Here is a 25958-nt window from a genome sequence, read left to right on the forward strand (position 1 = left end):
GGTTCATCTCACGACGAGTTCCCTAACACGCCAAGCCAGCCTCGTATGCGGCCTATTTCACAGGCTCGTGTCCGTCCCGGCGTAACAATCGCCGGCTTTCTCCGTATCTCGGATGACGCGAAAATGCGGCCGGGCAGGCTGTTCGCCCGGCGCCAACCGACCTAGACTGTCGCAACCTTCCGGAAAGAGGCTTCGCCATGCGCCGTCCTGCCCTTCTGACCCTGCTCGCCGCAACCACCGCCCTGACGCTGGCCTTTGCCGTGCCGTCCCGGGCCGCCGAGGACGCGGTGGTGATCCCCGCCCCGGCGATGGACGCGGCGCCGGCAAGCGGCATCCAGACCGCCGTTGTCGCCGGCGGCTGCTTCTGGGGCGTGCAGGGCGTTTTCCAGCACACCGCCGGCGTCGTCAACGCGGTCTCCGGCTATGCCGGCGGCACCAAGGCGACGGCGGACTACCAGACCGTCTCGAGCGGCCGCACGGGACACGCGGAATCGGTCGAGATCAAGTACGATCCCAAGAAGATCTCCTATGGCAAGATCCTCCAGATCTACTTCTCGGTGGTGCACGACCCGACGCAGCTCAACCGCCAGGGGCCGGACACCGGCACGCAATATCGCTCGGCGATCTTCACCACCTCCGACGAGCAGAAGAAGGTGGCGGAGGCCTATATCGCCCAGCTCAACGGCGCGAAAGTGTTCGGCAAGCCGATCGTGACCAAGGTCGGCGCGCTCGAGGCGTTCTATCCGGCCGAGGCCTATCACCAGGACTATCTGACGCTGCATCCGAACCAGCCCTACATTGCCTATAACGACCTGCCCAAGGTCGAGAACCTGAAAAAGCTGTTCGCGGATAACTACATCGAGAAGCCGACGCTGGTGAATGCCAGCAAGGCCACCAACTGATCTTCAGAGCACAGACAAAACGGGAGACCCATGCCCGACACCAAGACGAAAACGACCACCAACACGACCGACAAGGTCATCAAGAGCGAAGAGCAGTGGCGCCGCGAGCTGTCGCCGATGCAATACGCAGTGCTGCGCGAGAAGGCGACCGAGCGTCCCTTCACGGGCGAATATGAGCACGATCATCGCGCCGGCACCTATGTCTGCGCCGGCTGCGGCAACGTGCTGTTCGAATCCGATGCCAAGTTCGATTCCGGCTGCGGCTGGCCGAGCTTCACCGCGCCCGCGGTCGAGAGCCATATCGACGAGGAGCGGGACGTGAGCCACGGCATGATCCGCACCGAAGTGCTCTGCTCCAAGTGCAGCGGCCATCTCGGCCACGTCTTCCCCGACGGCCCGGGACCGACCGGCCTGCGCTACTGCATCAACTCGGCGGCGCTGAAGCTTGAGCCCAAATAACCTGACGCGCCGCCGGGTTCCGGCATGGAACCCGGCTGCGGGATGTGCTTTTCTTCCTTGGCGGTGCAGCTGATCGGCGTCTTTTGACGGCCGCCAGGGAGGACGCAAATGTCGCTCGGGACCATCCTGATCATCCTGGTGATCATCTACCTGCTCGGCGGTCTGTCCGGCCGGATCGGCGGCTATGGCTACGGCATGGGCCATTCCGGCATGGGTATCGGCGGGGTCGTGCTCGTGGTGCTGATCGTGCTGCTGCTTCTTGGCAAACTATAAACCATTTAAGTTATTGAAGTTCTTGAGTTTATAGCTCCCGCGGGGCTGCCATGCGCGGATTCATCATCTCGCATCGCAGGGGTCGCATTTCCGTCAAATCGGCCTATATTAGAGGGCGAAAATGACATGTGCGGCGGCCCGCTCGATTGCGGCCCCTGCCCCCTCAAACCCCACGCGCTTAAAGCCCCAGAGAAGATCACGAGGTCTTTGACCATGCGTCCACTGCGTCCGTTCAACTTCAACACCTCCGCCGAACTCTTCCCCGCTGCGATCCGCAAGAAGAAGCGTGCCGGCTTCACCTATCGCCGGTTCGGCACCGCGGCCGAAGCCGTGCAGTTCGCGATGGAGCAGTTGCCGACGGATTCGCTGAACGGCGCCTATCTCCAGGTCGAGGAAGCGCGCTTCGACCAGAACGGCATCCGCTCGCTCTATGAGAGCGAGGCCTTCCCGCTGCCCCGCCGTCCCAAGCCGGCCGCTGCCGAGACGGACGCCGACGCGGCGTAAGTTTTCGCCACACTCCGATGTGCGGAGAAAGCGCGATGGCCGAAAGGCTGTCGCGCTTTTTGCGTTTTGGTTCTCTCGCTTGCGGGAGCTAGGCGATGATTCTCGTGCCCCGGACGCAGCGCAGCGCTCCTTCAGCGGTGCGCTGCAGAGCCGGGGCCCATGTCTACACGTCTTCCCGTGTTGCCTTCTGAGTCCCGGCTCTGCGCAGCGGCACTACGCGCCGCAGCGCGTCCGGGACACGAGAGAGGAGCGAGAAGAGGCGAAGAGCTACATCTTCGGCTGCTTGTCGAGCCAGCGGCGCAGGAGGCGCACGTTGCGCATGTTGGCGCGGAACATGACGTCGAAGGCGTCGCCCGCGAACGGCACGATGCCGACGACGCCGTCGAGGGCGACGTTGCCCAGCATGCGCGCGGTGATGTACCAGGGCGCGCCCAGCGCGCGGGCCTCCCGCACCAGCCACAGCGAGATCGCTGTCGTGATGATGTCGCCGACGACGGGGATCAGGCCGATCAGCCCGTCGATGCCGTAGCGGATATTGGTGCCGGGCAGGACGAAGGCGACGTCGAGCAGCTTTGCGATCGCCTCGATCCGCGCGATGCGCTGTTCGCGCGTCAGATTACCGAATGGATTTCCTTGACCGAACTCGAAGCGAAACTCGCGAAAGCCCTGCTCCAGCGTCTCGGGCCGGATCTCGTGACCGTCCTGATCGATGATCGGCCCGCGCGCACCAGCGCCGGGGAAGGTGCTCCCGGAACGGGATTTGCGGGGGGCGAGAATATCGTCGTCGGGCATGGTCATAACCGGAGGGAAACGCGCCAACGCGGCGGAGGTTGCTGCACGCGCGCGAACGTCGCGTGCTCAGGTCGAGGCCGGCGCGGCCTGCGGCTCCTCGATATATCTATGCACGAGCCAGGATGAAATCACCGCCGGCACGAAGCCGACGAGGCCGTACAGGACGAACTGCACCGCGCCCGAATCCGGCCCGCGCGAGCTGTAGGTCAGCGTCGCCAGGACGAAGGCGATCAGCCCGACCAGCAGCATCCGCACGCTAGGCGGGATCCGCCGGACATGGAGCAGGATGTCGTCGACCGCCCCGATCATCAGCGAGGGCAGGAAGCCGAACAGATAGCTGTATTGCAGGGTCTTGAAGAACACCGCGAACAGCTTGCCGACCTCGCCGAGATTGGTCTGGGCCCAATAGCCGGACTGGTAGGTCGTGGTCAGCAGCAGCAGGAACCCGCCGACGAACGGCCCGACCAGCGCAAACACCAGATAGCGTTTCATCACAACCCCTCACACCTGCCCCGTTATAGCAGTGCTGCGGGAACCCTCAACAGCCGGCGCAGGCGCCCGCCGCAAGAAGGGAACAAGTGGCAAAGCGACGAGTTCAGACAGGACTTGAAATTCGTAACCCTTGTCAGATTTGGAGCCGTGCCGATGTCCCGCAAGTTCGTTCTTACCGTGACGCTCATCCTGACAACCCTGAGCGGCGCGTCGATGACGCCGGTTCTCGCGCAAGGCCACATGGGCACGCCGCAGGAACAGAACGCCTGCTCGCGCGATGCATCGAAGCTCTGCCGCAAGGACCTCGGCAATGACGGCGCGGTTCAAGGCTGCCTGCAGGCGAACCGCGCAAAACTGTCGAAGTCGTGCAGCAAGGTGTTCCAGAGCCATGGAATGTAAGTCGGCATGTAAGATCGGGATGTGATGACATTCCCCGCGAACGGAGGCTGATACGATGCTGCGCGACGAACAGCTCGCGGTCCTGAAGGACATCAGTCAATCCGTTGCCTTTGCCGACGACCGGCAAGGCATGATGGTCCAATTGATCGCCGACGGCTACGTGATCAAGGACGGCGATCTGTTCGAGCTCACCGCCAAGGGCGCGAGCGCGGTGGAAGAGCACGCCGCATCGCTCGCTGACGTGGAACCGGCGAGTACATCATCCGATCGGATGGCCTGATCGTCGCGACGTGACTCGCGTGCAACAATTGCGAATTCCTTCGCGTCGCCCATTGCAGCTGTCCGGCGATGGCGCATACTTCGCTCGGGCGGCGCAGCACTTTTCGATTCGAACATCATGAAATCGAGCGACCACATGCGGGATTGAGTTCCCGGCGTGAAGGCTGTGACATGCGGCAGATCAAGCCGTGTGCGGCGCCCCAAAACGAAATGGCTCAAGCCAACGCGGGGATGCAATCTTCATGACACGCTGCCAGACCATCGCAACTCTCTTCAAAACCACCGCTTCGCTTCTGGCTCTCACCACCGCCATCGCAGTCCAGACATCGCCCGGCTTCGCCTTCTCGTCCGAAGCGCAGCAGATGTGCTCGGGCGATGCGATGCGGCTGTGCTCCAGTGAAATCCCCGACATCTCCCGGATCACCGCCTGCATGGTGCGGAACAAGTCGCAGGTCAGCCCCGGCTGCCGCGCCGTGATGGACCGCGAGCACGCCGCCGCAACGGCGGCACGGAAGCGCGAAGCCGCGGCGCAGTAAGGCTAGCAAATCCTAAGTAGACAGAGCTGCCGGTTAGGGGGCGCTTCACCTCTCCCGTAGGGAGAGGTCGGAGCGCATCGAAGATGCGGTCCGGGTGAGGGGTTACACTCTCACTGAACGTTGCGGCCCCTCACCCGGATTGCTCAGGCGCGCAATTGCGCGCCATAGCAATCCGACCTCTCCCCGCTGGGGAGAGGTGACCAAGCTCAGTCGCCCCACTGCGCGAAGGCGTCGTTGAAGGCGCGCTCGCCGGGGGCGCCCTTCTCGATCGCGATGATGGCGCGGCGCTGGTTGGTGTAGACCATCGGCATGTCGAACCAGGAGCGCTCCTTCAGCAACTGGATGTTACGGGTGCGGTCCGCATCGACATTCGACAATCCGACCAGGAAGAGCGTCGAGATGCCGGTCGGGCCCTTCACCGGATCCGTCACCTTGGAATCCGTGACCTTGACGGCATAGCCCGCCAGCGGCGTGCCGCGGGCCTGCTCGTTCGACTTCATCAGGACACCCGGCACATTGCCGATGCCGCCACCGGGGAAATCGGTGGGAACGGTGAAGTTCAGTTCGATGGTGTGGCTCGCCGGCAGCGACGCATCGGTGTTGCGCACGAACGACATCGTCATCTTGAACTTGCGGTCGGGAATCTCGATGTCGGCGCGCACGGCGACGTCGGCCTTCTGGCTGCCCGAAGCCTTGATCGGCTCGAGCCGCCACACCACCGAGCCGACATATTGCTTGCCCTTCGGATCCGACGGATCCTCGTCATAGAGCACGACCTTCTGCGCCACCGGCGCGACCGGCTGGTCGGCCGAGGGCTGGCCGACGCGATCCGGAATCTTGGGCTTGCTCTGCGGCTGCGAGGAATCCTTCGGCGCCTCCGCCACCTGGGTCGGCGAGGGCTTGAGCAGGCCGCTCGCGATCTGCACCGCCTGCTTGCCCCAGAGGATGCCGGCACCGACCAGGATCAGCACGATGCCGACGGCGATCGCGGTCTTGAACGGGAAGACAGAGCCGCGGCGCTTGGGCTTCTTGCCGTCGCGGTCGAGGACGGGGATGTGCGGGCGCCCCGACGGCGGCCGCGGCGCGTAGCGCTCGGCCTCCTCGATCGACTCGTCGTAGGAATAGGGCGCCTCGCCCTCGCCGACGCGGTTTTCCAGGCTCGGCTCAAGCCGGTCGAATTCCGGCGAGGGCGAGGGCACGTTGGCATAGGTGCGGCGCGCGGCGCGGTTGGCCTGTGCGGCGGCGCCGCCGAGATCGTTGGCATCGGCCGTGATGTCGCGGAAGCCGCGCACGCCGGGTGCGGCAGGCAACGTGGGGGGCGCACCGGCGTCCGGCGGACGGCGTGGAGCTTGACGATCACCTTGGCGATCGCGTCCGGCCGGCGGGGGAGCCGGCGGCTCCGGCATCGGCGGCGCGGGCGGGCCGCCGGACGGTCCTGGCTGGCGCGGCGCGTCGAAACGCGGTGCGCGCGGCGGACGCGGGGCATCGCCCTGGTCGTCGACGTTGAAGGAGGGACGGTCGGCGCGTGGCGGCGTCGGCGCCGGACGGGTCCGCGGCGGACCTGCCGGAGGGGCCCCGGCGGGGCCCGCCTCGGCCGCACGGGTGCTGGCGCGGCGGAAGGCATCGCCGCTGCCGCCGCTGCGGGGGGCGCCGCCGCCAGGACGCGAGGCGTCGCGGGCGCGCTGGGCGGCTTCCGATTCGACCTTGCGGACGGCCTCTTCCAGCGACAGCCGCTCGCGGGTGATCTCGGATTCGGAGAGCGGCGGCTGAACGCTGCGGAGCTGCGCGATCAGGGCCGTGCGCGCCCGCTCATAGAGCGCGCGACGGCTTTCGCCGGGAGCATTGGGGTCCAGGGCGGCAATAGCGCGGGCGATCAGCGGATAGTAATCAGCCATTTCTACTCAATGATACGCGCGTCCCGGTAAGAGATCGTTAAGCCTCAAACGGATTTTGCACCAGGATAGTATCCTCGCGTTCGGGGCTGGTGGAAAGCAGCGCCACCGGGCACCCCACCAATTCCTCGATCCGCCGGACATATTTGATGGCCTGGGCCGGCAGCTGGGCCCACGACCGGGCATTGGCGGTCGGCTCCTTCCAGCCCTCGATGGTCTCGTAGATCGGCTCGACCCGGCCTTGCGCGCCCTCGCCGGCCGGGAAGTAGTCGATCTCCTTGCCGTCGAGCTTGTAGCCGACGCAGACCTCGATCGTGTCGAAGCCGTCGAGGATGTCGAGCTTGGTCAGCGCCAGACCGGTGATGCCGCAGGTGCGGACGGTCTGTCGCACCAGCACGGCGTCGAACCAGCCGCAGCGGCGCTTGCGTCCGGTATTGACGCCGAACTCGCGGCCGCGACGGCCGATCTCCTCGCCGATCTCGTTGAGGAGTTCGGTCGGGAACGGGCCCTTGCCGACCCGGGTCGTGTAGGCCTTGCAGATGCCGAGCACATAGCCGACCGCGCCCGGGCCGAGGCCGGTGCCGGTCGCCGCCTGCGCCGCCACCGTGTTCGACGAGGTGACGTAAGGGTAGGTGCCGTGGTCGACGTCGAGCAGCGCGCCCTGCGCACCCTCGAACAGGATACGCTTGCCGGCACGCCGCTCCTGATCGAGCAGGCGCCACACGGTCTCGGCGTAAGGTAGCAGCTGCGGCGCCAGCGCGCTCAGCTCCTTCAGGATGTCCCTGCCGTCGAACTCCGGCAGGTTGAGGCCGCGGCGCAGCGCGTTGTGATGCGCCAGCAGCCGGTCGATCTTGTGCGGCAGCGTGTCGAGGTCGGCGAGGTCCATCAGGCGAATGGCACGGCGGCCGACCTTGTCCTCATAGGCAGGTCCAATGCCGCGGCGGGTGGTGCCGATCGCGGTCGCAGCGTTCGAGGACTCGCGCAGGGCGTCGAGCTCACGATGCAGCGGCAGGATCAGGGTGACGTTCTCGGCGACGCGGAGATTCTCCGGACCGACCGCAACGCCCTGTCCGCGCAGCTTGGCGACCTCGTCGAGGAAGGCCTGGGCATCGAACACCACGCCGTTGCCGATCACCGCCAGCTTCGACGGACGCAGCACGCCCGAGGGCAGCAGCGCGAGCTTGTAGGTCTCGCCATTGATGACCAGCGTGTGGCCGGCGTTATGGCCGCCCTGGAAGCGCGCGACGATATCCGCCTGCTCCGACAACCAGTCGACGATCTTGCCCTTCCCTTCGTCGCCCCATTGGGCGCCGACGACGACAACGTTGGCCATTCGCGGGTAATCCCTATCAATCTGTCTCTCAGGAGGCATGATCCTCGCGGAAAACCGGTGCCCACTTTTCCGGGATCATGCCTGCGCCCAGCCCTCTCAGCGGCCCGAGGCCGCTCGCATGCGAGGCAGCCAACCGGATAAAGGAAGCAGCCCCTCTAGGCAAGCAAGAACGGGGCTTTTTCGAGGTCCGAAGGGCGGCTCAAGCCTTTGATATCCCCTTAAAATCTTGAAACCTTCGGGCCTGCCGGCAGCCCGCTTGACCCGCATCAACCGTTTCGGAGCGCAATTGCGGCAAGGGAGAGCTGTCACCTCAGCAGCTTACCCTTGCTGACACCTTCATCCGGCCTCGAGGCCTCCATTTCGGACATGCCGTGACCAAGCCACCGACCAGCCAGACGAGCCAGTTCTGGCATCTGTCGACTGACGCGCTCTGCACCCGGCTCGGCTGCTCATTGCAGGGCCTGAGCACACATCAAGCCGCCGAACGGCTGGACCGGTTCGGGCCGAACAGCGATGCCCCGCCGCGGATCGAGGGGGCGGCGCGCGCGATCCTGCGCCGGCTGCTGGAGCCGTTGTCGCTGATCCTGCTGGTCGCCGGCATCGTCTCGATGCTGACCGGCGACGACATCGGCGGCCTCATCATCGTGCTGATTCTCGCCCTCTCGATCGGGCTCGACACCGTCCAGGAAGGCCATGCGGTGCGCGCCGCCGAGGTCCTGCGCCGCTCGGTGGCGCTCAAGGCCGAGGTCCGGCGCGACGGCGCCTTCCGCGAGATCGAGGTCGACAGGGTCGTCCCCGGCGATCTCCTGCGCGTCCGCGCCGGCGACATCATCCCCGCGGACGCGCTGGTCGTGGAGAGCACCGCCTTCACCGCGGGCGAAGCCGCGCTCACCGGCGAGCCCTATCCGGTGCCAAAACGGGCCGGCGCCGCCAGCGATCCCGACGACACCGCTAATGCGCTGTTCCGCGGCGCGGTGGCGCAGACCGGCGAGGCCATCGCGCTGGTCGTCAGGACCGGGCGCGACACCGTGTTCGGCGCGGCCGCCTCGGCCTTGGCCGAGACGCAGGCGCCCTCTCCGTTCGAGCGCGACTTGCGCGAATTCGGCCTCGTGATCGCGCGCGCCACGCTCGCGCTGGTGCTGGTCGTGCTCACTGTTCGCGTCGTGTTCGGCCGCGAGGTGCTGGATTCGCTGCTGTTCGCGGTGGCGCTCGCCGTCGGGCTGACGCCCGAGCTGCTGCCGATGATCACCACCGTGACGCTGTCGCGCGGCGCGCTGCGCATGGCCGGGCGCAAGGTGATCGTGAAGCGCCTCGCCGCGATCCACGATCTCGGCGCCATGACGGTGCTGTGCACGGACAAGACGGGCACGCTGACCTCGGCCGAGATCACGCTCGCGCGGAGCATCGATGCGGAGGGCAAGGAACGGGCCCGCGCCGCGCAACTCGGCGCCATCGCGGCCTCGCTCGGCGGCGACCGCGGCGCGCTCGATGCCGCGCTCGTCGCCGGCCGGCCGGACGCCGCCCAAGGCTGGACCCTTGCCGGACGGCAGGCGTTCGATTTCTCGCGCCGGCTGGGATCAGTGCTCGCCACCGGCCCGGAAGGAGCGTTGCTGATCGTCAAGGGCGCACCGGAGGCCGTGCTCTCACTCTGCACGATGGACGAGAGCGCGCGCGACGCTGCGCTGGCCCGCGTGCATGACTTCGCCGGCGAGGGCCTGCGCACCATCGCGATCGCCTCGCGGATTTGGAACGGCGCGCTGCGCGAGGTCGAGACGGAGGACGAGATCGATCTCGTCTTCGAAGGTTTTTGCGCCTTCGCCGATCCGCCGAAGCCGACGGCCGCAAGCGCCATTGCGCGGCTCGCCGCACGCGGCATCAGCCTGAAGATCCTGTCGGGCGATGATCCTGTCGTGGTGAAGCGGCTCGCAGGGCTGGTCGGGCTGAACCCCGAGCGCGTGCTGTCGGGCGCCGATGTCGCCGCGCTCAGCGACGAGGCGCTGGCCGTGCAGGTCCGCTCGATCGACGCGTTCGGTCGCCTTGCGCCGGACCAGAAGTCGCGCATCGTGAAGGCGCTTCAGGCCGGCGGCGAGGTCGTCGGCTTCCTCGGCGACGGCATCAACGACGCACCGGCCTTGAAAGTGGCCGATGTCGGATTATCGGTCGACGGCGCAACCGGTGTGGCGCAGGCCGCCGCCGACATGATCCTTCTTGCCTCGGATCTCGAAGTCGTCGCCGACGGCGTCGAGGAAGGACGGCGCACCTTCGCCAACATCCTGAAATATGTCCGCATGGGCGCCAGCTCAAATTTCGGCAACATGCTGTCGATGGCGGCAGCCTCGCTGGCGCTGCCATTCCTGCCGATGCTGGCGACGCAGATCCTGCTCAACAATCTGCTCTACGATCTCTCCGAACTCGGCATACCCTTCGACCGCGTCTCCGCACGGGCCACCGCGCAGCCGCAGGTCTGGAGCATGTCGCGCCTGGTGCGCTTCGCCGCGATCATGGGGCCGCTGTCGTCGGTGTTCGACGCGCTGACCTTCCTGGCGCTGCTGTATCTGTTCAAGGCTTCGCCGGAGGAATTCCGCACCGCCTGGTTCGTCGAATCCATGGCGACGCAGATCCTCGTCATCTTCATCATCCGCACCAACGGGCGGCCCTGGCGCGACCGGCCCGATCCGGCGCTCGCAATGTCCTCGCTGACCGCGCTGCTGGTCGCGATGGTGCTGCCGTTCACGCCGATCGGAGCCTGGTTCGGCTTCGTCGCGCCGCCGCCGGTCGTGATGGCGGCCATCGCGCTGCTGGTCGTCGTCTATCTCGCCTGCGCCGAACTGTTGAAGCCGTTTGCGATCCGCAAGGACTGAAGGTTCCCGCCGTATCGCGCGCGCATGGAGGCGTTGCGCCCCGCCCCATTGATATCAGGCGGATTTCCGTGTCTTTGGAACGCGCCGGGCTATGAGCCGGCCCTGATATCGCGGGGCCGGGGTCTCGGCGCTATGCACGCGGGACCATAACAATCACAATGACCGCCACCGGCCAGACCACGAGCACCGAGACACCCGGTGACAACTGGGTTGCCAACCAGCCTTATCTGCTGCTCAGCATCACCGCGCTGTGCTGGGCCGGCAACGCCGTCGTCGGGCGGCTCGCCGCCGGCCATATCCCGCCGGTGACGCTGTCGTTCCTGCGCTGGCTGCTCGCCTTCCTCATCGTGCTGCCGTTCGCCTGGAAACATCTCGTGCAGGACTGGCCCGCGATCCGCAGCAAGCTCGGCCTGATGATCACGCTCTCGATCATCGGCATCGGCGCCTTCAACACGCTGCAATACTGGGCGCTGGAGCATACCCAGGCGCTCAACACCCTGCTGCTGCAATCGGCAGCGCCCCTGCTGGTGGCGCTGTGGTCGCTGGTCATCCTCGGCATCCGCCTCACCGCGGCGCAAGGCTTCGGCGTGCTGCTGTCGATGTGCGGCGTGCTCACCATCCTCCTGCATGGCGACTTCACGACGCTGTCGAACATCGAGTTCAACAAGGGCGATCTCATCTTCATGGTCGCGCTGCTGATCTTCGCGCTCTATTCGGTGCTGAGCCTGAAGCGGCCGGCAATGCACGGCCTGTCGTTCCTCGCCTTCACCTTCGGCGCCGGCGCCGCCTGTCTCATTCCGCTCGAGATCTGGGAGCTCTATGCGCGCCCGGTGATGAAGCTGGACGCGCCGAACCTGCTCACCCTGCTCTATGTCGCGGTGTTCCCGTCGACGCTGGCCTATCTCTGCTTCAACCGCGGCGTCCGCCTGATCGGCGCCAACCGCGCCGCGCCGTTCTTCCACGTGGTGCCGGTGTTCGGCTCGGTCATGGCGATGGTGTTTCTGGGCGAACGCCCGCAGGCGTTCCATTTCATCGGCTTTGCGCTGGTGCTGTCGGGCGTGTTCGCGGCGTCAAGGAAGCAGGCGGCGTAGTCTATCCACAAACGCTGGTGTCGTAGGGTGGGCAAAGCGAAGCGTGCCCACCACCTTCATCCTACGGAAGGGAATCGTGGGCACGGCGCAAATGCGCCTTTGCCCACCCTACGATTCTGGTTTCGTGGAAAGATCCCTCACCCAACGCGCCGCATGACGGACATCGTTACTTCATCTTAAACTTGCTGTAGGCCTCTCTGGTTGCGATGATGACGTGTTCGGCGCAGCCGGCGACGCGATGCGGGTCGGCTTCGCGCTCGTAGGACTCCGACGTCATCATGTCCAGAAAAGCCGCGACAGTGGGGTAATAGACCAGCGCGACGAAATCCCACTTGCTGCTATCGTGCGGGCCGAGTGCGACGGCTTCCGCCTCGCCCGTCCAGAGCAGCGTGCCGCCGCGCGCCTTGATCATCGGCACGGTGATGGCGCTGTAGCGGAGATAGGCATCCCAGCCCGAGCCGTTGCCGTCCTGCGAGCGATCATGGAAGCGCATCAGGTTCAGCATCACCACCGGCGCTTGCCGGTCGAGCCGCTCCAGGCCTTCGATGTTCAACATATTGACCGCCAATGGCACCTCCTCTGGTCATGCCTGCATTGTAGCATTGCGGACATATGACTTGTGTCATGGCAACGATCGGGCGCAAGCTTGCATCAAACACCAATGACGATCGCTTCGCCCGCGCCAAAGGCCGCCAATCCGGCCAGCTGGCTCAACAACCAGCCTTATCTGCTACTCAGCCTGAGCTCGCTGTTCTGGGCGGCCAATATCGTGCTCGCGCGCCATGTCGGCGCGCATGTGCCGCCGCTGACGGTGACCACGATCCGCTGGTTCGGCGTGTTCCTGATCCTGCTGCCGTTCGCCTGGCCACATCTGAAGCGCGACTGGCCGGCGCTGCGCAACAGCCTGCCCTTGATGCTGTTCCTGTCGCTGGTCGGCTTCGCTTTCAACAACGCGATCTCGTATTGGGCGCTGCAATATACCGAGGCGCTGAACGCGCTGCTGATCCAGTCCGCAGGTCCGCTGTTCGTGGCACTGTGGTCGCTGGTGCTGTTCGGCGTTCGGCTGACGCGCGGACAGCTCGCCGGCATCGCGATCTCGCTCGCCGGCGTGCTGATCATCATCCTGCGCGGCGATCTCGCCGCGCTCGCGCGCATCAGCTTCAACAAAGGCGACCTCATGTTCGCCTCCTCGCTGCTGGCATTCGGCATCTATTCCGCCTTCATCCCGCGCCGGCCGAAGATTCATCAGCTCTCCTTCCTGTCCTTCACTACCTGCTGCGGGGCGATCATGCTGCTGCCCACGGCGATCTGGGAAGGGCTCAGCGGCCGCGTCCTGCAATTCGACACGGTGACGCTGGCGACGCTGGCCTATATCCTGATCTTCCCCTCGACGCTGGCCTATCTCTTCTTCAACCGTGGCGTGGCACTGATCGGCCCGAACCGGGCCGCGCCGTTCTTCCATCTGGTGCCGGTGTTCGGATCAGTGATGGCGATCATCCTGCTCGGCGAAAAGCTGCAGCCGTTTCACCTGATCGGCTACGCGCTGGTGCTCGCCGGCGTCGTGATCGCGTCACGGCAGGGCTCGGCAGCGAAGTAATTCCGCGAGGCGGACGCGGCTCTGCTGTGTCCCGGGCGCGGCGCAGCACGCAGTGATGCGCCGCTGAACCGGGACCCGGTCTGCCGAGGCATGGGCCCCGGCTCTGCAGCGCACCGCGTAAGTGCGCGCTGCGCTGCGTCCGGGGCACGGGACCGCGTTAATTCGCACCTTTAGATTTTTGCTTGGACAAGCTAGGTTCCCCGGCAACGAAGAAGAGGGAACGACCACACATGCTTTCAGGGCTGCTTCGAAACCTGCGCACGATCGGCGCCGCCGCGTTGTGCCTCGCCGCCGCATCCACCGCGCGGGCTGACACCTGGCCAAGCCGCAACATCACGCTGGTGCTGCCGTTTGCGGCCGGCAGCGGCACCGACACCACGACGCGGCTGATTTCGCAGCATCTGTCGCAGGCGCTCGGCGTCGGCATCGTGATCGAGAACAAGGCCGGCGCCAACGGCATGATCGCGGCGACCTATGTCGCGCGCGCCGCCCCCGACGGCTACACGCTGCTGGTGACGACCAACACCACGCATTCGGCCAATCCTTATTTGCTCAAGAGCCTGACTTACGATCCGGTCAAGGATTTCACCCCGATCGCGCGGACCGGCGACCTGCCTTTCATGCTGGTCGTCAATCCCGAGGTGCCGGCCAAGACCGTCGCCGAGCTCGTGGCCTACGGCAAGGCCAATCCGGGTAAGCTGAGCTATGCCTCGGGCTCGTCCTCGGCGATCGTGTCGGGCGCGACCTTCGCCCACAATGCGGGCCTCGACCTCCTGCACGTGCCCTACAAGAGCTCGCCGCCGGCGCTCAACGACGTCATGGGCGGCCGCGTCTCGATGATGTTCACCGACATCCTGACCGGCCTGCCGCACGTCCAGGGCAACGCGCTGCGCGCGCTCGCCGTCACCACCAAGGACCGCTCGCCGCTGGTACCGAACCTGCCCTCGATGCAGGAGGCCGGCGTGCCCGATTTCGACATCACCTCATGGCAAGGTTATTTCGGCCCCGCCGGCATGCCCAAGGAGATCGTGACGCGGCTCAACGCCGAGATCCGCAAGATCGTCGAGAAGCCCGAGATCAAGGCCCAGCTTGCGACACTCGGCATGGATGCGTTCTCGGGGACTCCGGAGGATCTCGGCAAGTTCGTGAACGAGCAGCTGGTGCTGTGGGAGCGGCTGATCCGCGACGCCGGGATCGAGAAGCAGTAGGGGCAACCCTCACGAATGCTGTCATCGTCCGCGAAGGCGGACGATCCAGTACTCCGAGACGGTCGTGATTGACCGGATGGGCCGCGGCGTACTGGATGCCCCGCCTTCGCGGGGCATGACAGATCGCCAAAAAAAGGTGGGCACGACGCTTCGCGTCTTTGCCCACCCTACGAATTCAGCGCAAGATCTCACGCCTGCGCAACTCAGCTCAAGCCCTTACGCCGCGCGCACCTTGGCGAGGAAGCCGTCGACCGCGTTGCGCAGCGCGCCGGACTGGCTGTCCAGCTCGCGGGCGTTGGTCAGCACTTCGCCGGCCGCATGGCCGGTCGCTTCCGCGGCCGAGGTTACGCTGCCGATATTGGCGTTGATCTCGCTCGAGCCGGCGGCGACCGACTGGATGTTGCGCGCGATCTCGCGCGTCGCCTCGCCCTGCTGCTCGATCGAGGCGGAAATGCCCGCGGTGATCTCGCTCATCTCGGCAATCGTCTGCGTGATGCCGCCGATCGCCGCGACCGCATCGCTGGTCGACGTCTGCATCGCCGCGACCTGCGCGGAGATTTCCTCGGTGGCCTTGGCGGTCTGGTTCGCCAGCGCCTTGACCTCGGAGGCGACGACCGCGAAGCCGCGGCCGGATTCACCGGCGCGCGCCGCCTCGATGGTGGCGTTGAGCGCGAGCAGATTGGTCTGTGCCGCGATCGAATGAATGAGCTTGACCACCTCGCCGATCTTCTCGGCACCGGTCGAGAGCTCCTGCACCGTGGCGTTGGTACGCTCGGCGTCGCTGACGGCCTTGCTGGCGACCTCGGTCGAGCGGGTCACCTGGCGGGAGATTTCCGCAACCGAGCTCGACAGCTCTTCGGCGGCGGCGGCGACGGTGCCGACATTGCCGGAAGCCTTCGACGAGGCCGCACCGACGGTCGCCGCACGCGCCGAGGCGTCGCTGGCGGTCGCGGTCATCGACTGCGCCGTGGTCTGCATGCCGGCCGCGGCCGAGGAGACCGAGCGGACGATGCCGGTGACGCTGCGTTCGAAATCGTTGGCGATCTCTTCCATCGCACGGCGACGTTCCGCCGCGGCGCGCTCCTTGGCGTCCGCCTCGCTCTTCTCGATCTCGCGGATGCGGACCGCATTGTCCTTGAAGATCTGGACGGTCGCGGCCATCGCGCCGACCTCGTCACCGCGGCCGACGCCGGGGATGTCACCCTCGAGCTTGCCGTCGGCGAGATCCTTCATGCGGGCGCCGAGCAGCGCCAGCGGGCGGCTGATGCTGCGGCCTATCATCCAGGCGACGCTGCCGGCGACGATGACGATGCCGAGCATGGCGAAACCGAGCATCCAATAGACCGGACCCATCTTGGCGTCGATGTCATCGAGATAGGCGCCGGTGCCGAGATACATCTCGAACTCGGGGACGGCCACCGCGTAACCCATCTTCCGGATCAGCCCTTCCTGGCCCGGCTTTGCGTATTCATAAGTCAAAAGAATTGAACCATTGGCCTTCGCGCCGTTCATCAACTCCCAGGACAGTTTGCGACCGTTGGTCACGACCTCCATGCGATTGGTGCCGATCTGCTTCGGATCTGGCGCGAGCTGCGTGATACCGTCGTAGGACGTTCCGAACAGATAGCCGGCGCCTTTGTCGTAGGTCATCGCGTTGCCATAGCGCCGGAGGTCGGCCATCGCGGCGTCCTTGGTCATCTCGCCGGCGTCGACCCGCTTCTTCAGCGCAACCGCATAATTGCGCCCCATGTCGACGATGGCCTTTGCCTGATCGATGCGCGCGTTCACCATCTCCTGCTTCATCAGATAGCCGGCGAGAACTCCGGAGATGCAGAGGCCGAACAGAGTGACGCCGACAAGGATGCCAAGCTTGGGCGCGATCTTCAGGTTGCTCAACTTCACGGGATGACTCCGGCAAGAAAGGGATAGGGGCACGCGACGAACTGATCGAAATTGAATCAACTTTTAGTGTGATACCCCTTAGCAAGTTACTTACGGACCTCCGTAGAAGCCCGGACGATGCCGCCAAAACCGGCAATAAAGATCAGGCCGGACAACCGGGAATTGTACGCGGTCGCGTCGATTTCGCGTAAAAGACGCAAAGGCCCGCCAAGAACGCCGGGCTCGCAACAAGAACCGACAAACCAAATCGGGAGCAGGAAATGCCGAAATACAGGGTGGTGACGCCGAAGGGCGCGAGCTTCACGGTCGCGGGCAGCGATTACTCCTACGAGCGCGAGGCGCTCGATCCGATCGATGCCGAGATCGTCGAGGCGCCGGCCAACGAGGCCGAATTCATCGCCGCCGCGAAGAATGCCGACGCCATCTACGCCAAGGGCATCCCGATCACCAAGTCGATCATCGACGCGCTCGAGAACTGCAAGGTCATCACGCTCGGCTCGGTCGGCGTCGACAGCGTCGACGTGAAGGCCGCGACCGCGCGCGGCATTCCCGTGACCAACATTCCCGACACCTTCATCGAGGAGGTTGCCGACCACGCCATGATGCTGCTGCTCGCGGGCTTCCGCCGCCTGATCGAGCAGGACCGGATGGTGCGCGACGGACGCTGGTCCGAGGGCCGGCCGGCGCTTTTGAAGATCCCGCGGCTGATGGGCCAGACGCTCGGCTTCATCTCGTTCGGCCGCGTCGCGCGCGCCGTTGCCAAGCGCGCAGCGCCTTTCGGCCTGCGCATGATGGCCTATGATCCGTTCATCCAGGAAACGCTGATGTACGACCACGGCGTGATCCCGGCGACGCTGAACGAGGTGCTGTCGCAATCCGACTTCGTCTCGATGCACGCGCCCGCAAGGCCCGAGGTGCATCACATGCTGACCGAGAAGCATTTCCGGCAGATGAAGAAGGGCTCGGTGTTCATCAACACCGGCCGCGGCGCCACGGTGGACGAGGAGAGCCTGATCAAGGCACTGCAGGAGGGCTGGATCGCGCACGCCGCCCTCGACGTGCTGGAGAAGGAGCCGCCCTCGCACAACAATCCCATCCTCCGCATGGAGAACGTGACCCTGACCGCCCATGTCGCCTCGGCCTCGGCACGGTTCGACGAAGCGCGCAAGCGCCGCGTGGGCTACGAATTGTCACTGGTGCTTCAGGGCATGTGGCCGGTAAGCTGCGTCAATCCGTCGGTGCTGCAGAACACCGCGCTCCGCCGCTGGCAGCCCGTCAGCATGGACCGCGGCCCGAACAGCTGAGGCGGTGCGGCGCAAAGCGCGCCGACAAACGACCGGAACGGCCCTTCACCGGCGATCAACGCCGGGAAGGGAGACATCATAGGGAGGTACTGATGAGGAACGACATCACACGTCGTGATGCCTTGGCGCTGGGCCTGTCCGCTGCGACGTTTGCCGCCACCGGTGCTGCAGCGCAAACATCCAATATCAAAGCGGCCGATGTTCCGGCGCCCAAGCGCGAGATCGAGAAAGGCGCGACCCTGCGCATGCTGCGACCGGTGCGCTTCGTCCAGGCCGACGAGGACGTGTTCCGCGCCAATGCGGCCAAGTTCACCAAGGACACCGGGGTCGAGGTCAAGGTCGACTTCGTCGGCTGGGAGGACATCAACCAGCAGACCGCGGTCACCGCCAATTCCGGCGCCGGTCCCGACATCATCATCGGCTTCTCCGACGCGCCGCACATCTATATCGACAAGCTGATCGAGCTGACCGACGTCGCCGAATATGTCGGCAAGAAGTATGGCGGCTGGCTGCCGCTGGCGCAGCGCTACGGCAAGAGGAACAAGAGCGATGCCTGGATCGGCCTGCCGTTCGGCGCCACCGCAGGTCCCCTGATCTACCGCAAATCGATCCTGCAATCGGTCGGCTTCGACAAGGTGCCGGAAGACCATGCCGGCATCGTCGACCTCTGCCAGAAGCTGCACAAGGCCGGCAAGCCGGCCGGCTTCGCGCTCGGCAACGCCAAGGGCGACGGCAACGGCTTTGCGAACTGGGCGCTGTGGTCGCACAACGCCGCCCTGCTCGATGAAGAGGGCAACGTCGTCATCAACAGCAAGGAAACCATCGCCGCGCTGAACTGGGTGAAGCAGCTCTATCCCACCTTCATTCCCGGCACGACGTCGTGGAACGATGTCAGCAACAACCGCGCCTACGCCTCGCAGGAAATCTCCCTGAGCGCCAACGGCGTCTCGCTGTATTTCTCCCTGAAGAACGATCCGGCGACCAAGGCGATCGCAGAGGATACCGAGCATCAATTGCTGCCGAAGGGCCTCGCCAAGGTCTCGCCGATGGCGGGCCTGACGCTGAACGCCATGGTGTTCAAGCACAGCCAGTATCCCAATGCCGCAAAGGCCTTCCTGCAATACATGCTGGAGAAGGACCAGTACGAGCCCTGGCTCAACGCCAATTCCGGCTATTGGGCCCAGCCGCTGGCGGCTTACGCCGAGGCCGCGGTGTGGTCGCAGGATCCCAAGGTGACGCTGTTCAGGGACACCATGAAGAGCACCTATTACGACGGCTATGCCGGCCCGATCTCGACCGCGACCGGCGCCGTCAGCGCCGACTACGTGCTGATCCAGATGTGCGCATCCGTTGCCACCGGCGCCGCCACGCCGGAAGCCGCGGCCGCGGAAGCCGAGCAGCGCTGCAAGCGGTATTTTCGGCGGCAGAAGTGACGGCCGACAGGCCGTCATTGCGAGCGAAGCGAAGCAATCCAGAATCCCTCCGCGGATGCAGTCTGGATTGCTTCGTCGCCAGCGCAAAATTGCTTCGCAATTTTGTCGCGAGCTCCTCGCAATGACGGTGTGGTGACTTTCAACGACAGGACGCCGACACGATGTCCGTAACGACGCTTTCTTCTCCGACCCTGATCCACCGGCAGCCGAACTGGCTCGTCCGCCTGTTCGACTACAAGCCGTTCCTGGTCGTGATGTGCCTTGCGCCCGCGCTCGGGCTGCTTGCGGTGTTCCTGACCTATCCGCTGGGCCTCGGCATCTGGCTCGCCTTCACCGACACCACGATCGGCCGCAAGGGCGTCTATGTCGGTCTCGAGAATTTCCAATACCTGCTGACGGACTCGCTGTGGTGGAACGCGGTGTTCTACAGCGTCGTCTACACCGGCATCGCGACCTTCGGGAAATTTGCGCTCGGCTTCTGGCTGGCGCTGCTGCTCAATAACCATTTTCCATTCAAGAGCCTCTTGCGCGCCATCATCCTGCTGCCGTGGATCGTGCCGACGGTGCTGTCGGCGCTGGCGTTCTGGTGGATCTACGACCCGCAATTCTCGATCATCTCTTATCTGCTGGTCGACGTGCTGCATTGGCGGACGAGCAATATCGACTTCCTCGGCTCGCCCTGGCCGGCGCGGTTCTCGCTGATCGCCGCCAACATCTGGCGCGGCATTCCCTTCGTCGCGATCTCCCTGCTAGCGGGCTTGCAGACCATCTCGCCCTCGCTCTACGAGGCCGCGATGCTCGACGGCGCCAGCGCCTGGCAGCGCTTCCGCTACATCACCTTCCCGATGATGATGCCGATCCTCGCCATCGTCATGACCTTCTCGATCATCTTCACCTTCACCGACTTCCAGCTGGTCTACGCCATCACCCGCGGCGGCCCCGGCAACTCGACGCATCTGCTCGCCACGCTCGCTTTCCAGCGCGGCATCGCCGGCGGCGAGCTTGGCGAAGGCGCGGCGATCGCCGTGTCGATGATCCCGTTCCTGGTGTTCGCGACGCTGTTTTCCTATTTCGGCCTGGCGCGCCGCAAATGGCAGCAGGGAGAGAGCAATGACTGATACCGTCGCGCAAGCCTCCACCGTCGCCGACGCGAAGGCGCCGCCCGACACCATGGCCTGGGATTCCGGGCTGCGGCGGCTGATGATGATCTATCTGCCGCTCGGCTGCTTCGTGCTGATCCTGCTGTTTCCGTTCCACTGGATGGCGATCACCTCGTTCAAGCCGAACGCGGAGCTGATGAATTACAAGGAGCATAATCCGTTCTGGATCACCTCGCCGACGCTGGCGCACATCAAGCATCTCCTGTTCAACACGTCCTATCCACACTGGCTGTGGACGACGATGATGGTCGCGATCGGCTCGACCACGCTGTCGCTGATCGCGAGCACGCTGGCCGCCTATGCGATCGAGCGCCTGCGCTTCCGCGGCAGCCCCTATGTCGGCCTCGGCATCTATCTCGCCTATCTCGTGCCGCCGTCGATCCTGTTCATTCCGCTCGCGACCGTCGTAGTGCAGTTCGGCCTGTTCGATTCGCCGCTGGCGCTGATCCTGGTCTATCCGACCTTCCTGGTGCCGTTCTGCACCTGGCTCCTGATCGGCTATTTCAAGTCAATCCCCTATGAGCTCGAGGAATGCGCGCTGGTCGACGGCGCGACGCGGCTGCAGATCCTGCGCCGGATCACGCTGCCGCTGGCGGTGCCCGGCTTGATCTCGGCCGGCATCTTCTCCTTCACGCTGTCCTGGAACGAGTTCATCTACGCGCTCGCCTTCATCCAGAGCGGCGCCAACAAGACCGTGCCGGTCGCGATCCTGACCGAGCTCGTCACCGGCGACGTCTATCAGTGGGGTGCGCTGATGGCGGGCTCGCTGCTGGGATCGCTGCCGGTCGCGATCTTCTACTCGCTGTTCGTGGATTACTACGTGTCCTCGCTGACCGGCGCGGTGAAGGAGTAGCCGCGCTCAACCGCAAGCGCAATCCGTCGTGCTATCGTGATAGACCCCCTGCTGCATCGGCCCCACGCTGCATCCCGACAGCGGAGCCGACCATTGGCGCCGCCGATTGTCGTTGCAGAAAGCGAGCATTGCATGCGCCCGCCGGAACTCCCACCCTTGTCCCGACGCGGTTTCTGTCTGTGCTGCCTCAGTGCGGCCGCATCCGCCGCGGCGACGGGATGGCTTTCACCGAGGCAAGCCTATGCAGAGGCACGCGGGCTCGTCAGCCTGGCCAAGGACAGCGCGGCAGCGTCGCCCATCACGACCACCAAGCTGCGCGGCAATATCAGCGTGCTGGAAGGCTCCGGCGGCAACATTGCCGTCCTCACCGGACCCGACGGCAAGCTGCTGATCGATTCGGGCATCCGTGTCTCGCGTCCCCAGCTCACCAAGGCGCTGGCCGATCTGGGCGCCGATCCCGTCACCCACCTCGTCAACACCCATTGGCATTTCGATCACGCCGACGGCAACGAATGGCTGCATTCGGCCGGCGCCAAAATCATCGCGCATGAAAACACCCGAAAGCATCTCCTCCGGGTCGAGCGCATCGAGGATTATGACTACAATTTCCTTCCGCTCGGCGCGGGCGGAATCCCCAGCGAGGTCTTTGCCGACAGCCACGTGCTCAAGCTCAACGGAACCTCGATCGGCCTGAAGCATTACGGGCCCGCGCACAGCGACAGCGACATCTCCGTCACCTTCGCGGACGCCAATGTCGTTCACGCGGCCGATACGTTCTGGAACGGCTTCTACCCGTTCATCGACTATTCGACCGGCGGCAGCATCGACGGGATGATCGCGGCGTCCGAAGCCAATCTCGCGGCGGCCGACAAGGACACGATCATCATCTCCGGTCACGGCAAGCCGGCCGGCAACAAGGCCGAGCTCCAGGCGTTTCGCGACATGCTCGTCGCGATCCGCGACAATGTCGCCCGGCTGAAAGCGCAGGGACGAACGCGCGACGAAGCCGTCGCGGCGAAGCCGACCGCGGCATTCGATGCGATATGGGGGCAGTTCGTGATCGATCCCGGCTTCTTCACCCGACTGGTCTACGAAGGCGTTTGAGAAACCCTGCCATCATCGGCAATCCCCATTTTTCCTGCTCGAGGACAGGTTCGACGAGGTCGCGCCCCTGATCCGCGATTTCCTCGCGCGCAAGATCGCCTGACCTTGTCGGATGCCGCGAGGTCGCCGCGCCGGCGGCGCTGTCCTGGAACGCGTTCATTTACGCGCTCGCCTTCATCCAGAGCGGCACTAACGAGACCGTACCGGTCGCGATCCTGACCGAACTCGTCACCGGGGACATCTATCAGTGGACGCGCTGATGGCGGGCTCGCTGCCGGTTGCGGTCTTCTACTCGCTGTTCGTGGATTATTACGTGTCCTCGCTGACCGGCGCGGTGAATGAATAGCGGCTTCCGTGCGATCGCGGTGGATCGTGCTATCGTGGTAGAACGCGCGCCTTCGTGATGCTACCTGCCGCACCTGCGGCGGGTGCAGGCATTGGTGCCATCGGTACTCGCTCCAGGAAGCGAGCATAGCATGGGATCGCCCAAACTCCCCTCTTTGTCCCGACGCGGCTTTTGCCTGTGCTGCGTCGGTGGCGCGTTCGCTGCGACAGCGGGTTGGCTTAGCCCGAGGCAGGCCTATGCGGAGGCACGTGGCCTCGTCAGCCTGATCAAGGACAGCGCCGCGACGTCGCCCATCAAGACCTACAAGCTGCGCGGCAATATCACCGTGCTGGAAGGCTCCGGCGGCACCATTGCCGTTCTGACCGGCCCCGACGGCAAGCTGATGATCGATGCGGGCATCCGTGTCTCGCGTCCCCAGCTCACCAAGGCGCTGGCCGATCTGGGCGCCGACCCCGTCACCCACCTCGTCAACACTCATTGGCATTTCGATCACGCCGACGGCAACGAATGGCTGCATTCAGCCGGCGCCAAGATCATCGCGCAGGAAAACACCCGAAAGCACCTTTCCGAAATCCAGCGGGTCGAAGACTGGGACTACAATTTTCTTCCGCTCGGCGCGGGCGGGATTCCCAGCGAGGTCTTTGCCCGCAGCCACGCGCTCAAACTCAACGGGACCTCGATCGACCTCAAATATTTCGGGCCTGCGCACACCGACAGCGACATCTCCGTCACCTTCGCGGACGCAAACATCGTTCACGTCGCCGATCTGTTCTGGAACGGCATCTATCCGTTCATCGACTATTCGACCGGCGGCAGCATCGACGGGATGATCGCGGCCTGCGATGCCAACCTCCCGGCCATGGACAAGGACACGATCGTCATCGCCGGGCATGGCAAGCCGGTCGGCAACAAGACCGAATTCCAGGCCTTTCGCGACATGCTCGTCGGAATCCGCGACAACGTCGCCCGGCTGAAAGCGCAGGGACGAACGCGGGACGAGACCGTTGCGGCCAAGCCGACCGCGGCGTTCGATGCGATATGGGGGCAGTTCGTGATCGATCCCGGCTTCTTCACCCGACTTGTCTACGAAGGCGTTTGAGAAGAGACCGCATAAATCCCCTGGACTATTGCGTGTCGGAGCTGACGGGCGCAGTCAAGGAGTAACAAGAGCTAGGCGAGCTGCGCCTTGAGGCGCGGGACGACCCAGTCGATAAAGGCACGGAGCTTGAGCGGCATGGGCTTGCGCTCCTGATAGACGACGTGCACCGGCCACGGCGCCTGTTCGAATTGCTCGAGCATGAGGACGAGCTTTCCGGCCCGCCGCGCGGCCTCCATCTTGTAGGACATCACACGGGTGATGCCGGCACCCGCAATCGCCGCTTCGATCGCCGCCTCGGAGTCGCTGACGGTCAATCGCGACCGTATCGGGACCGCGACCTCACGGCCATCGATCACGAACTTCCAGGCGCGCTGAGCTGAAAGGCTATCTATGCCGATACAGTCATGAGCCGCCAGATCTCCGGGCATCTTCGGCTCTCCGCGTCTGGCAATATAGCCGGGGCTTGCACAGAGCACGAACCGGACCGAGCCGACCCGCGCCGCGATCATGTTGCTGTCCGGGAGATTGCCGATCCGAACCGAGACATCGATGTTCTCCTCGCCCGTGTCGACGATGCGGTCGGTCATCACGAGCCGCAGCGCGATCTCGGGAAAGGCGTCCATGAACCCGAGCGCGATCGGCAACAGGTGCATGTGCCCCAGCCCCCATGGCGAGGTGACTGCGAGATCGCCCTTCGGGATCCTGTACTCGCCGGAAACCTCCCGCTCAGCTTCTTCCACCTGCTCGACGATGCGCTTGCAAGCGTCGATATAGGAACGCCCGGCATCAGTCAGCGCCGTCCGGCGCGACGATCTCTGAAACAATTGGGCTGACAGCCGCGCCTCAAGTTCGGCCACAGTGCGGCTGACGGTGGCAACCGGAATATTGAGGCGCCGGGACGCGGCTGAAAAGCTACCGGTCTCGGTGACCGCGATGATCACCGACATGGCCTCCAACCGGTCCATACGTCCTGGCTTTCCACATCCTGAGAAGTTGCTTTCCGATCTTATCGGCTGCTCGGCACTGCAGCAATCGGCTAGTGCCGAGCTGCGCCGCCTCTCTGCGCGAACATGAGTATTTTGACTGGGGATAACGACATGACGACAGCAAAGGCCACGCCGACTGCCAACCTCGATCGCCGGCACCTCCTTCTTGGATTGTCAGGAATGGCGGTTGCTGCGGCGAGTTCGGAGGCATCGGCAAAGCCGCAACAGAGCAGCCAACGCGCCAGCACCGGATATCCCGTCACCTACCATCGAACCAAGACCGTCGACGGCATCAAGATCTTCTATCGTGAGGCCGGGCCGAAGGACGCTCCCGTGGTGCTGCTGTTGCACGGCTTCCCGACCTCCTCGCACATGTTTCGCAACCTGATCCCGGCTCTGGCCGATCGGTATCATGTGATCGCTCCCGATTATCCCGGCTACGGCCAGAGCGACATGCCGCCCCGGGCTTCATTCAAGTACACCTTCGATCGCTTTGGTGAGCTCGTCGGCGGCCTGCTGGACCAGCTCGGCGTCAAGCGCTACGCGATGTACGTGATGGATTACGGTGCTCCCGTAGGTTGGCGGCTGGCGCTCAAGAATCCCGAGCGCATCAGCGGCCTCATCGTTCAGAACGGCAACGCTTATGATGAGGGACTGAAGGAGTTCTGGAATCCGATCAAGCAATACTGGGCTGACGGCTCCGACGCGAGCCGTCAGGCGCTGATGAAGCTGCTGACGCTGGAGACGACCAAATTCCAATACACCGACGGCATGTCGGATGTGAGCCGGATCTCGCCTGACAACTGGGTCCACGACCAGGCACTGCTGGACCGGCCGGGTAACAACGACATCCAGCTCGACATGTTCTACGACTACCGAACCAATCTGCCGCTGTATCCGGCGGTGCAGGCCTACTTCCGCAAGCACAAGCCGCCGACAATCATCGTCTGGGGCAAGAATGACTACATCTTTCCTGCCGATGGCGCCCATCCCTACAAGCGCGACCTTCCGGAGGTCGAGTTTCATCTCATCAACTCCGGGCATTTCCTGCTCGAGGACAGGTTCGACGAGGTCACGCCGCTGATCCGCGACTTCCTTGCCCGCAAGATTGCCTGACCTTTGACCGCGCGAGGTTGCCGCAGGCGCGGCGACC

General features: G+C 64.8%; 26 protein-coding genes and 1 pseudogene. 19 read left to right on the forward strand and 8 right to left on the reverse strand.

Annotated features, from left to right (window positions below; genetic code table 11):
* Positions 1-197: 197 nt before the first annotated feature.
* The 4 genes from msrA to HYH08_RS17645 all read left to right on the forward strand — a co-directional run bounded on the left by msrA (position 198) and on the right by HYH08_RS17645 (position 2138).
* Positions 198-902: a peptide-methionine (S)-S-oxide reductase MsrA gene (gene msrA, locus HYH08_RS17630; RefSeq protein WP_220011068.1), complete on the forward strand. Its 705-nt coding sequence runs from the start codon at positions 198-200 to the stop codon at positions 900-902.
* A gap of 30 nt (positions 903-932) precedes the next feature.
* The gene (msrB, locus tag HYH08_RS17635) at positions 933-1361 is read left to right on the forward strand and encodes a peptide-methionine (R)-S-oxide reductase MsrB (protein ID WP_220011069.1); all 429 of its coding nucleotides are present in this window, start codon (positions 933-935) and stop codon (positions 1359-1361) included.
* Positions 1362-1469: 108 nt separating this feature from the next.
* Entirely contained in the window at positions 1470-1634 is a 165-nt protein-coding gene (locus HYH08_RS17640; protein ID WP_167533287.1) for a DUF3309 family protein, read from the forward strand.
* A 213-nt stretch (positions 1635-1847) separates the two neighbouring features.
* Complete coding sequence (locus HYH08_RS17645; RefSeq protein WP_220011070.1) at positions 1848-2138, forward strand: hypothetical protein; 291 nt, start codon at positions 1848-1850, stop codon at positions 2136-2138.
* A 267-nt stretch (positions 2139-2405) separates the two neighbouring features.
* On the opposite strand, the gene HYH08_RS17650 is transcribed toward HYH08_RS17645, so the two are convergent.
* Entirely contained in the window at positions 2406-2936 is a 531-nt protein-coding gene (locus HYH08_RS17650) for a DUF4112 domain-containing protein (RefSeq protein ID WP_220011071.1), read from the reverse strand.
* Between the two features lie 60 nt (positions 2937-2996).
* Complete coding sequence (locus tag HYH08_RS17655) at positions 2997-3422, reverse strand: DUF5413 family protein (protein WP_220011072.1); 426 nt, start codon at positions 3420-3422, stop codon at positions 2997-2999.
* 153 nt (positions 3423-3575) lie between these two features.
* Between HYH08_RS17655 and HYH08_RS17660 the strand changes: the two genes are divergently transcribed.
* The 3 genes from HYH08_RS17660 to HYH08_RS17670 all read left to right on the forward strand — a co-directional run bounded on the left by HYH08_RS17660 (position 3576) and on the right by HYH08_RS17670 (position 4636).
* Entirely contained in the window at positions 3576-3821 is a 246-nt protein-coding gene (locus HYH08_RS17660; RefSeq protein ID WP_220011073.1) for a hypothetical protein, read from the forward strand.
* A gap of 55 nt (positions 3822-3876) precedes the next feature.
* Complete coding sequence (locus HYH08_RS17665; protein ID WP_220011074.1) at positions 3877-4101, forward strand: hypothetical protein; 225 nt, start codon at positions 3877-3879, stop codon at positions 4099-4101.
* Positions 4102-4342: 241 nt separating this feature from the next.
* Entirely contained in the window at positions 4343-4636 is a 294-nt protein-coding gene (locus HYH08_RS17670; protein ID WP_228747893.1) for a hypothetical protein, read from the forward strand.
* A gap of 206 nt (positions 4637-4842) precedes the next feature.
* Here HYH08_RS17670 and HYH08_RS17675 read toward each other — a convergent pair whose 3' ends face one another.
* Positions 4843-6531 carry a hypothetical protein gene (locus HYH08_RS17675; protein WP_220011075.1) on the reverse strand — a complete coding sequence of 563 codons (1689 nt, stop codon included), beginning with the start codon at positions 6529-6531 and terminating at the stop codon, positions 4843-4845.
* Positions 6532-6568: 37 nt separating this feature from the next.
* On the reverse strand, positions 6569-7861 hold the full coding sequence (locus HYH08_RS17680; RefSeq protein WP_220011076.1) for an adenylosuccinate synthase: 1293 nt from the start codon (positions 7859-7861) through the stop codon (positions 6569-6571).
* Between the two features lie 371 nt (positions 7862-8232).
* Between HYH08_RS17680 and mgtA the strand changes: the two genes are divergently transcribed.
* On the forward strand, positions 8233-10722 hold the full coding sequence (mgtA, locus tag HYH08_RS17685) for a magnesium-translocating P-type ATPase (RefSeq protein WP_220011077.1): 2490 nt from the start codon (positions 8233-8235) through the stop codon (positions 10720-10722).
* A 158-nt stretch (positions 10723-10880) separates the two neighbouring features.
* Positions 10881-11813: a DMT family transporter gene (locus HYH08_RS17690; protein WP_220011078.1), complete on the forward strand. Its 933-nt coding sequence runs from the start codon at positions 10881-10883 to the stop codon at positions 11811-11813.
* Positions 11814-11979: 166 nt separating this feature from the next.
* Here the strand turns inward: HYH08_RS17690 and HYH08_RS17695 are convergent, their stop codons facing one another.
* Positions 11980-12369, reverse strand: a complete 390-nt coding sequence (locus HYH08_RS17695) for a DUF1330 domain-containing protein (protein WP_220011156.1) — start codon at positions 12367-12369, stop codon at positions 11980-11982.
* A 105-nt stretch (positions 12370-12474) separates the two neighbouring features.
* Here HYH08_RS17695 and HYH08_RS17700 point away from each other — a divergent pair, with 105 nt between their 5' ends.
* Both HYH08_RS17700 and HYH08_RS17705 read left to right on the forward strand, forming a co-directional pair.
* Positions 12475-13410, forward strand: a complete 936-nt coding sequence (locus HYH08_RS17700) for a DMT family transporter (RefSeq protein WP_220011079.1) — start codon at positions 12475-12477, stop codon at positions 13408-13410.
* A 230-nt stretch (positions 13411-13640) separates the two neighbouring features.
* On the forward strand, positions 13641-14618 hold the full coding sequence (locus HYH08_RS17705) for a Bug family tripartite tricarboxylate transporter substrate binding protein (protein WP_220011080.1): 978 nt from the start codon (positions 13641-13643) through the stop codon (positions 14616-14618).
* Between the two features lie 216 nt (positions 14619-14834).
* Here the strand turns inward: HYH08_RS17705 and HYH08_RS17710 are convergent, their stop codons facing one another.
* Positions 14835-16520, reverse strand: a complete 1686-nt coding sequence (locus HYH08_RS17710) for a methyl-accepting chemotaxis protein (protein WP_220011081.1) — start codon at positions 16518-16520, stop codon at positions 14835-14837.
* 260 nt (positions 16521-16780) lie between these two features.
* On the opposite strand from HYH08_RS17710, the gene HYH08_RS17715 reads away from it, so the two are divergent.
* The 5 genes from HYH08_RS17715 to HYH08_RS17735 all read left to right on the forward strand — a co-directional run bounded on the left by HYH08_RS17715 (position 16781) and on the right by HYH08_RS17735 (position 22374).
* Positions 16781-17824 (forward strand): C-terminal binding protein, encoded by a 1044-nt coding sequence (locus HYH08_RS17715; protein ID WP_220011082.1) that lies wholly within the window; start codon positions 16781-16783, stop codon positions 17822-17824.
* A 92-nt stretch (positions 17825-17916) separates the two neighbouring features.
* The gene (locus HYH08_RS17720; RefSeq protein WP_220011083.1) at positions 17917-19257 is read left to right on the forward strand and encodes an ABC transporter substrate-binding protein; all 1341 of its coding nucleotides are present in this window, start codon (positions 17917-17919) and stop codon (positions 19255-19257) included.
* Between the two features lie 161 nt (positions 19258-19418).
* The gene (locus HYH08_RS17725; RefSeq protein WP_220011084.1) at positions 19419-20375 is read left to right on the forward strand and encodes a carbohydrate ABC transporter permease; all 957 of its coding nucleotides are present in this window, start codon (positions 19419-19421) and stop codon (positions 20373-20375) included.
* The gene (locus HYH08_RS17730) at positions 20368-21270 is read left to right on the forward strand and encodes a carbohydrate ABC transporter permease (protein WP_220011085.1); all 903 of its coding nucleotides are present in this window, start codon (positions 20368-20370) and stop codon (positions 21268-21270) included. Before HYH08_RS17725 ends, HYH08_RS17730 begins: the two co-directional genes overlap by 8 nt.
* 132 nt (positions 21271-21402) lie before the next feature.
* Entirely contained in the window at positions 21403-22374 is a 972-nt protein-coding gene (locus tag HYH08_RS17735; RefSeq protein ID WP_220011086.1) for an MBL fold metallo-hydrolase, read from the forward strand.
* Here the strand turns inward: HYH08_RS17735 and HYH08_RS17740 are convergent.
* On the reverse strand, positions 22346-22534 hold the full coding sequence (locus HYH08_RS17740; protein ID WP_220011087.1) for a hypothetical protein: 189 nt from the start codon (positions 22532-22534) through the stop codon (positions 22346-22348). The genes HYH08_RS17735 and HYH08_RS17740 overlap by 29 nt on opposite strands.
* Between HYH08_RS17740 and HYH08_RS17745 the strand changes: the two are divergent.
* Positions 22515-22720, forward strand: a pseudogene (locus tag HYH08_RS17745) (carbohydrate ABC transporter permease); the annotation flags it as partial. The gene HYH08_RS17740 and the pseudogene HYH08_RS17745 overlap by 20 nt on opposite strands.
* Positions 22721-22850: 130 nt before the next feature.
* Complete coding sequence (locus HYH08_RS17750) at positions 22851-23819, forward strand: MBL fold metallo-hydrolase (RefSeq protein WP_220011088.1); 969 nt, start codon at positions 22851-22853, stop codon at positions 23817-23819.
* Between the two features lie 71 nt (positions 23820-23890).
* Here the strand turns inward: HYH08_RS17750 and HYH08_RS17755 are convergent, their stop codons facing one another.
* Positions 23891-24784 carry a LysR family transcriptional regulator gene (locus HYH08_RS17755; protein ID WP_220011089.1) on the reverse strand — a complete coding sequence of 298 codons (894 nt, stop codon included), beginning with the start codon at positions 24782-24784 and terminating at the stop codon, positions 23891-23893.
* A 132-nt stretch (positions 24785-24916) separates the two neighbouring features.
* Between HYH08_RS17755 and HYH08_RS17760 the strand changes: the two genes are divergently transcribed.
* Positions 24917-25921 (forward strand): alpha/beta fold hydrolase, encoded by a 1005-nt coding sequence (locus HYH08_RS17760; protein ID WP_220011090.1) that lies wholly within the window; start codon positions 24917-24919, stop codon positions 25919-25921.
* Positions 25922-25958 lie beyond the last annotated feature (37 nt).

It is taken from the genome of Bradyrhizobium sp. BR 10289, assembly GCF_019455385.1.
Lineage (GTDB): Bacteria > Pseudomonadota > Alphaproteobacteria > Rhizobiales > Xanthobacteraceae > Bradyrhizobium.

Bases quoted from the DNA above. Each gene is read 5' to 3' on its own strand.
- msrA (WP_220011068.1), top strand. From the start codon at position 198: ATGCGCCGTCCTGCCCTTCTGACCCTGCTCGCCGCAACCACCGCCCTG.
- msrB (WP_220011069.1), top strand. From the start codon at position 933: ATGCCCGACACCAAGACGAAAACGACCACCAACACGACCGACAAGGTC.
- HYH08_RS17640 (WP_167533287.1), top strand. From the start codon at position 1,470: ATGTCGCTCGGGACCATCCTGATCATCCTGGTGATCATCTACCTGCTC.
- HYH08_RS17645 (WP_220011070.1), top strand. From the start codon at position 1,848: ATGCGTCCACTGCGTCCGTTCAACTTCAACACCTCCGCCGAACTCTTC.
- HYH08_RS17650 (WP_220011071.1), bottom strand. From the start codon at position 2,936: ATGACCATGCCCGACGACGATATTCTCGCCCCCCGCAAATCCCGTTCC.
- HYH08_RS17655 (WP_220011072.1), bottom strand. From the start codon at position 3,422: ATGAAACGCTATCTGGTGTTTGCGCTGGTCGGGCCGTTCGTCGGCGGG.
- HYH08_RS17660 (WP_220011073.1), top strand. From the start codon at position 3,576: ATGTCCCGCAAGTTCGTTCTTACCGTGACGCTCATCCTGACAACCCTG.
- HYH08_RS17665 (WP_220011074.1), top strand. From the start codon at position 3,877: ATGCTGCGCGACGAACAGCTCGCGGTCCTGAAGGACATCAGTCAATCC.
- HYH08_RS17670 (WP_228747893.1), top strand. From the start codon at position 4,343: ATGACACGCTGCCAGACCATCGCAACTCTCTTCAAAACCACCGCTTCG.
- HYH08_RS17675 (WP_220011075.1), bottom strand. From the start codon at position 6,531: ATGGCTGATTACTATCCGCTGATCGCCCGCGCTATTGCCGCCCTGGAC.
- HYH08_RS17680 (WP_220011076.1), bottom strand. From the start codon at position 7,861: ATGGCCAACGTTGTCGTCGTCGGCGCCCAATGGGGCGACGAAGGGAAG.
- HYH08_RS17690 (WP_220011078.1), top strand. From the start codon at position 10,881: ATGACCGCCACCGGCCAGACCACGAGCACCGAGACACCCGGTGACAAC.
- HYH08_RS17695 (WP_220011156.1), bottom strand. From the start codon at position 12,369: ATGTTGAACATCGAAGGCCTGGAGCGGCTCGACCGGCAAGCGCCGGTG.
- HYH08_RS17700 (WP_220011079.1), top strand. From the start codon at position 12,475: ATGACGATCGCTTCGCCCGCGCCAAAGGCCGCCAATCCGGCCAGCTGG.
- HYH08_RS17705 (WP_220011080.1), top strand. From the start codon at position 13,641: ATGCTTTCAGGGCTGCTTCGAAACCTGCGCACGATCGGCGCCGCCGCG.
- HYH08_RS17715 (WP_220011082.1), top strand. From the start codon at position 16,781: ATGCCGAAATACAGGGTGGTGACGCCGAAGGGCGCGAGCTTCACGGTC.
- HYH08_RS17720 (WP_220011083.1), top strand. From the start codon at position 17,917: ATGAGGAACGACATCACACGTCGTGATGCCTTGGCGCTGGGCCTGTCC.
- HYH08_RS17725 (WP_220011084.1), top strand. From the start codon at position 19,419: ATGTCCGTAACGACGCTTTCTTCTCCGACCCTGATCCACCGGCAGCCG.
- HYH08_RS17730 (WP_220011085.1), top strand. From the start codon at position 20,368: ATGACTGATACCGTCGCGCAAGCCTCCACCGTCGCCGACGCGAAGGCG.
- HYH08_RS17735 (WP_220011086.1), top strand. From the start codon at position 21,403: ATGCGCCCGCCGGAACTCCCACCCTTGTCCCGACGCGGTTTCTGTCTG.
- HYH08_RS17740 (WP_220011087.1), bottom strand. From the start codon at position 22,534: ATGAACGCGTTCCAGGACAGCGCCGCCGGCGCGGCGACCTCGCGGCAT.
- HYH08_RS17750 (WP_220011088.1), top strand. From the start codon at position 22,851: ATGGGATCGCCCAAACTCCCCTCTTTGTCCCGACGCGGCTTTTGCCTG.
- HYH08_RS17755 (WP_220011089.1), bottom strand. From the start codon at position 24,784: ATGGACCGGTTGGAGGCCATGTCGGTGATCATCGCGGTCACCGAGACC.
- HYH08_RS17760 (WP_220011090.1), top strand. From the start codon at position 24,917: ATGACGACAGCAAAGGCCACGCCGACTGCCAACCTCGATCGCCGGCAC.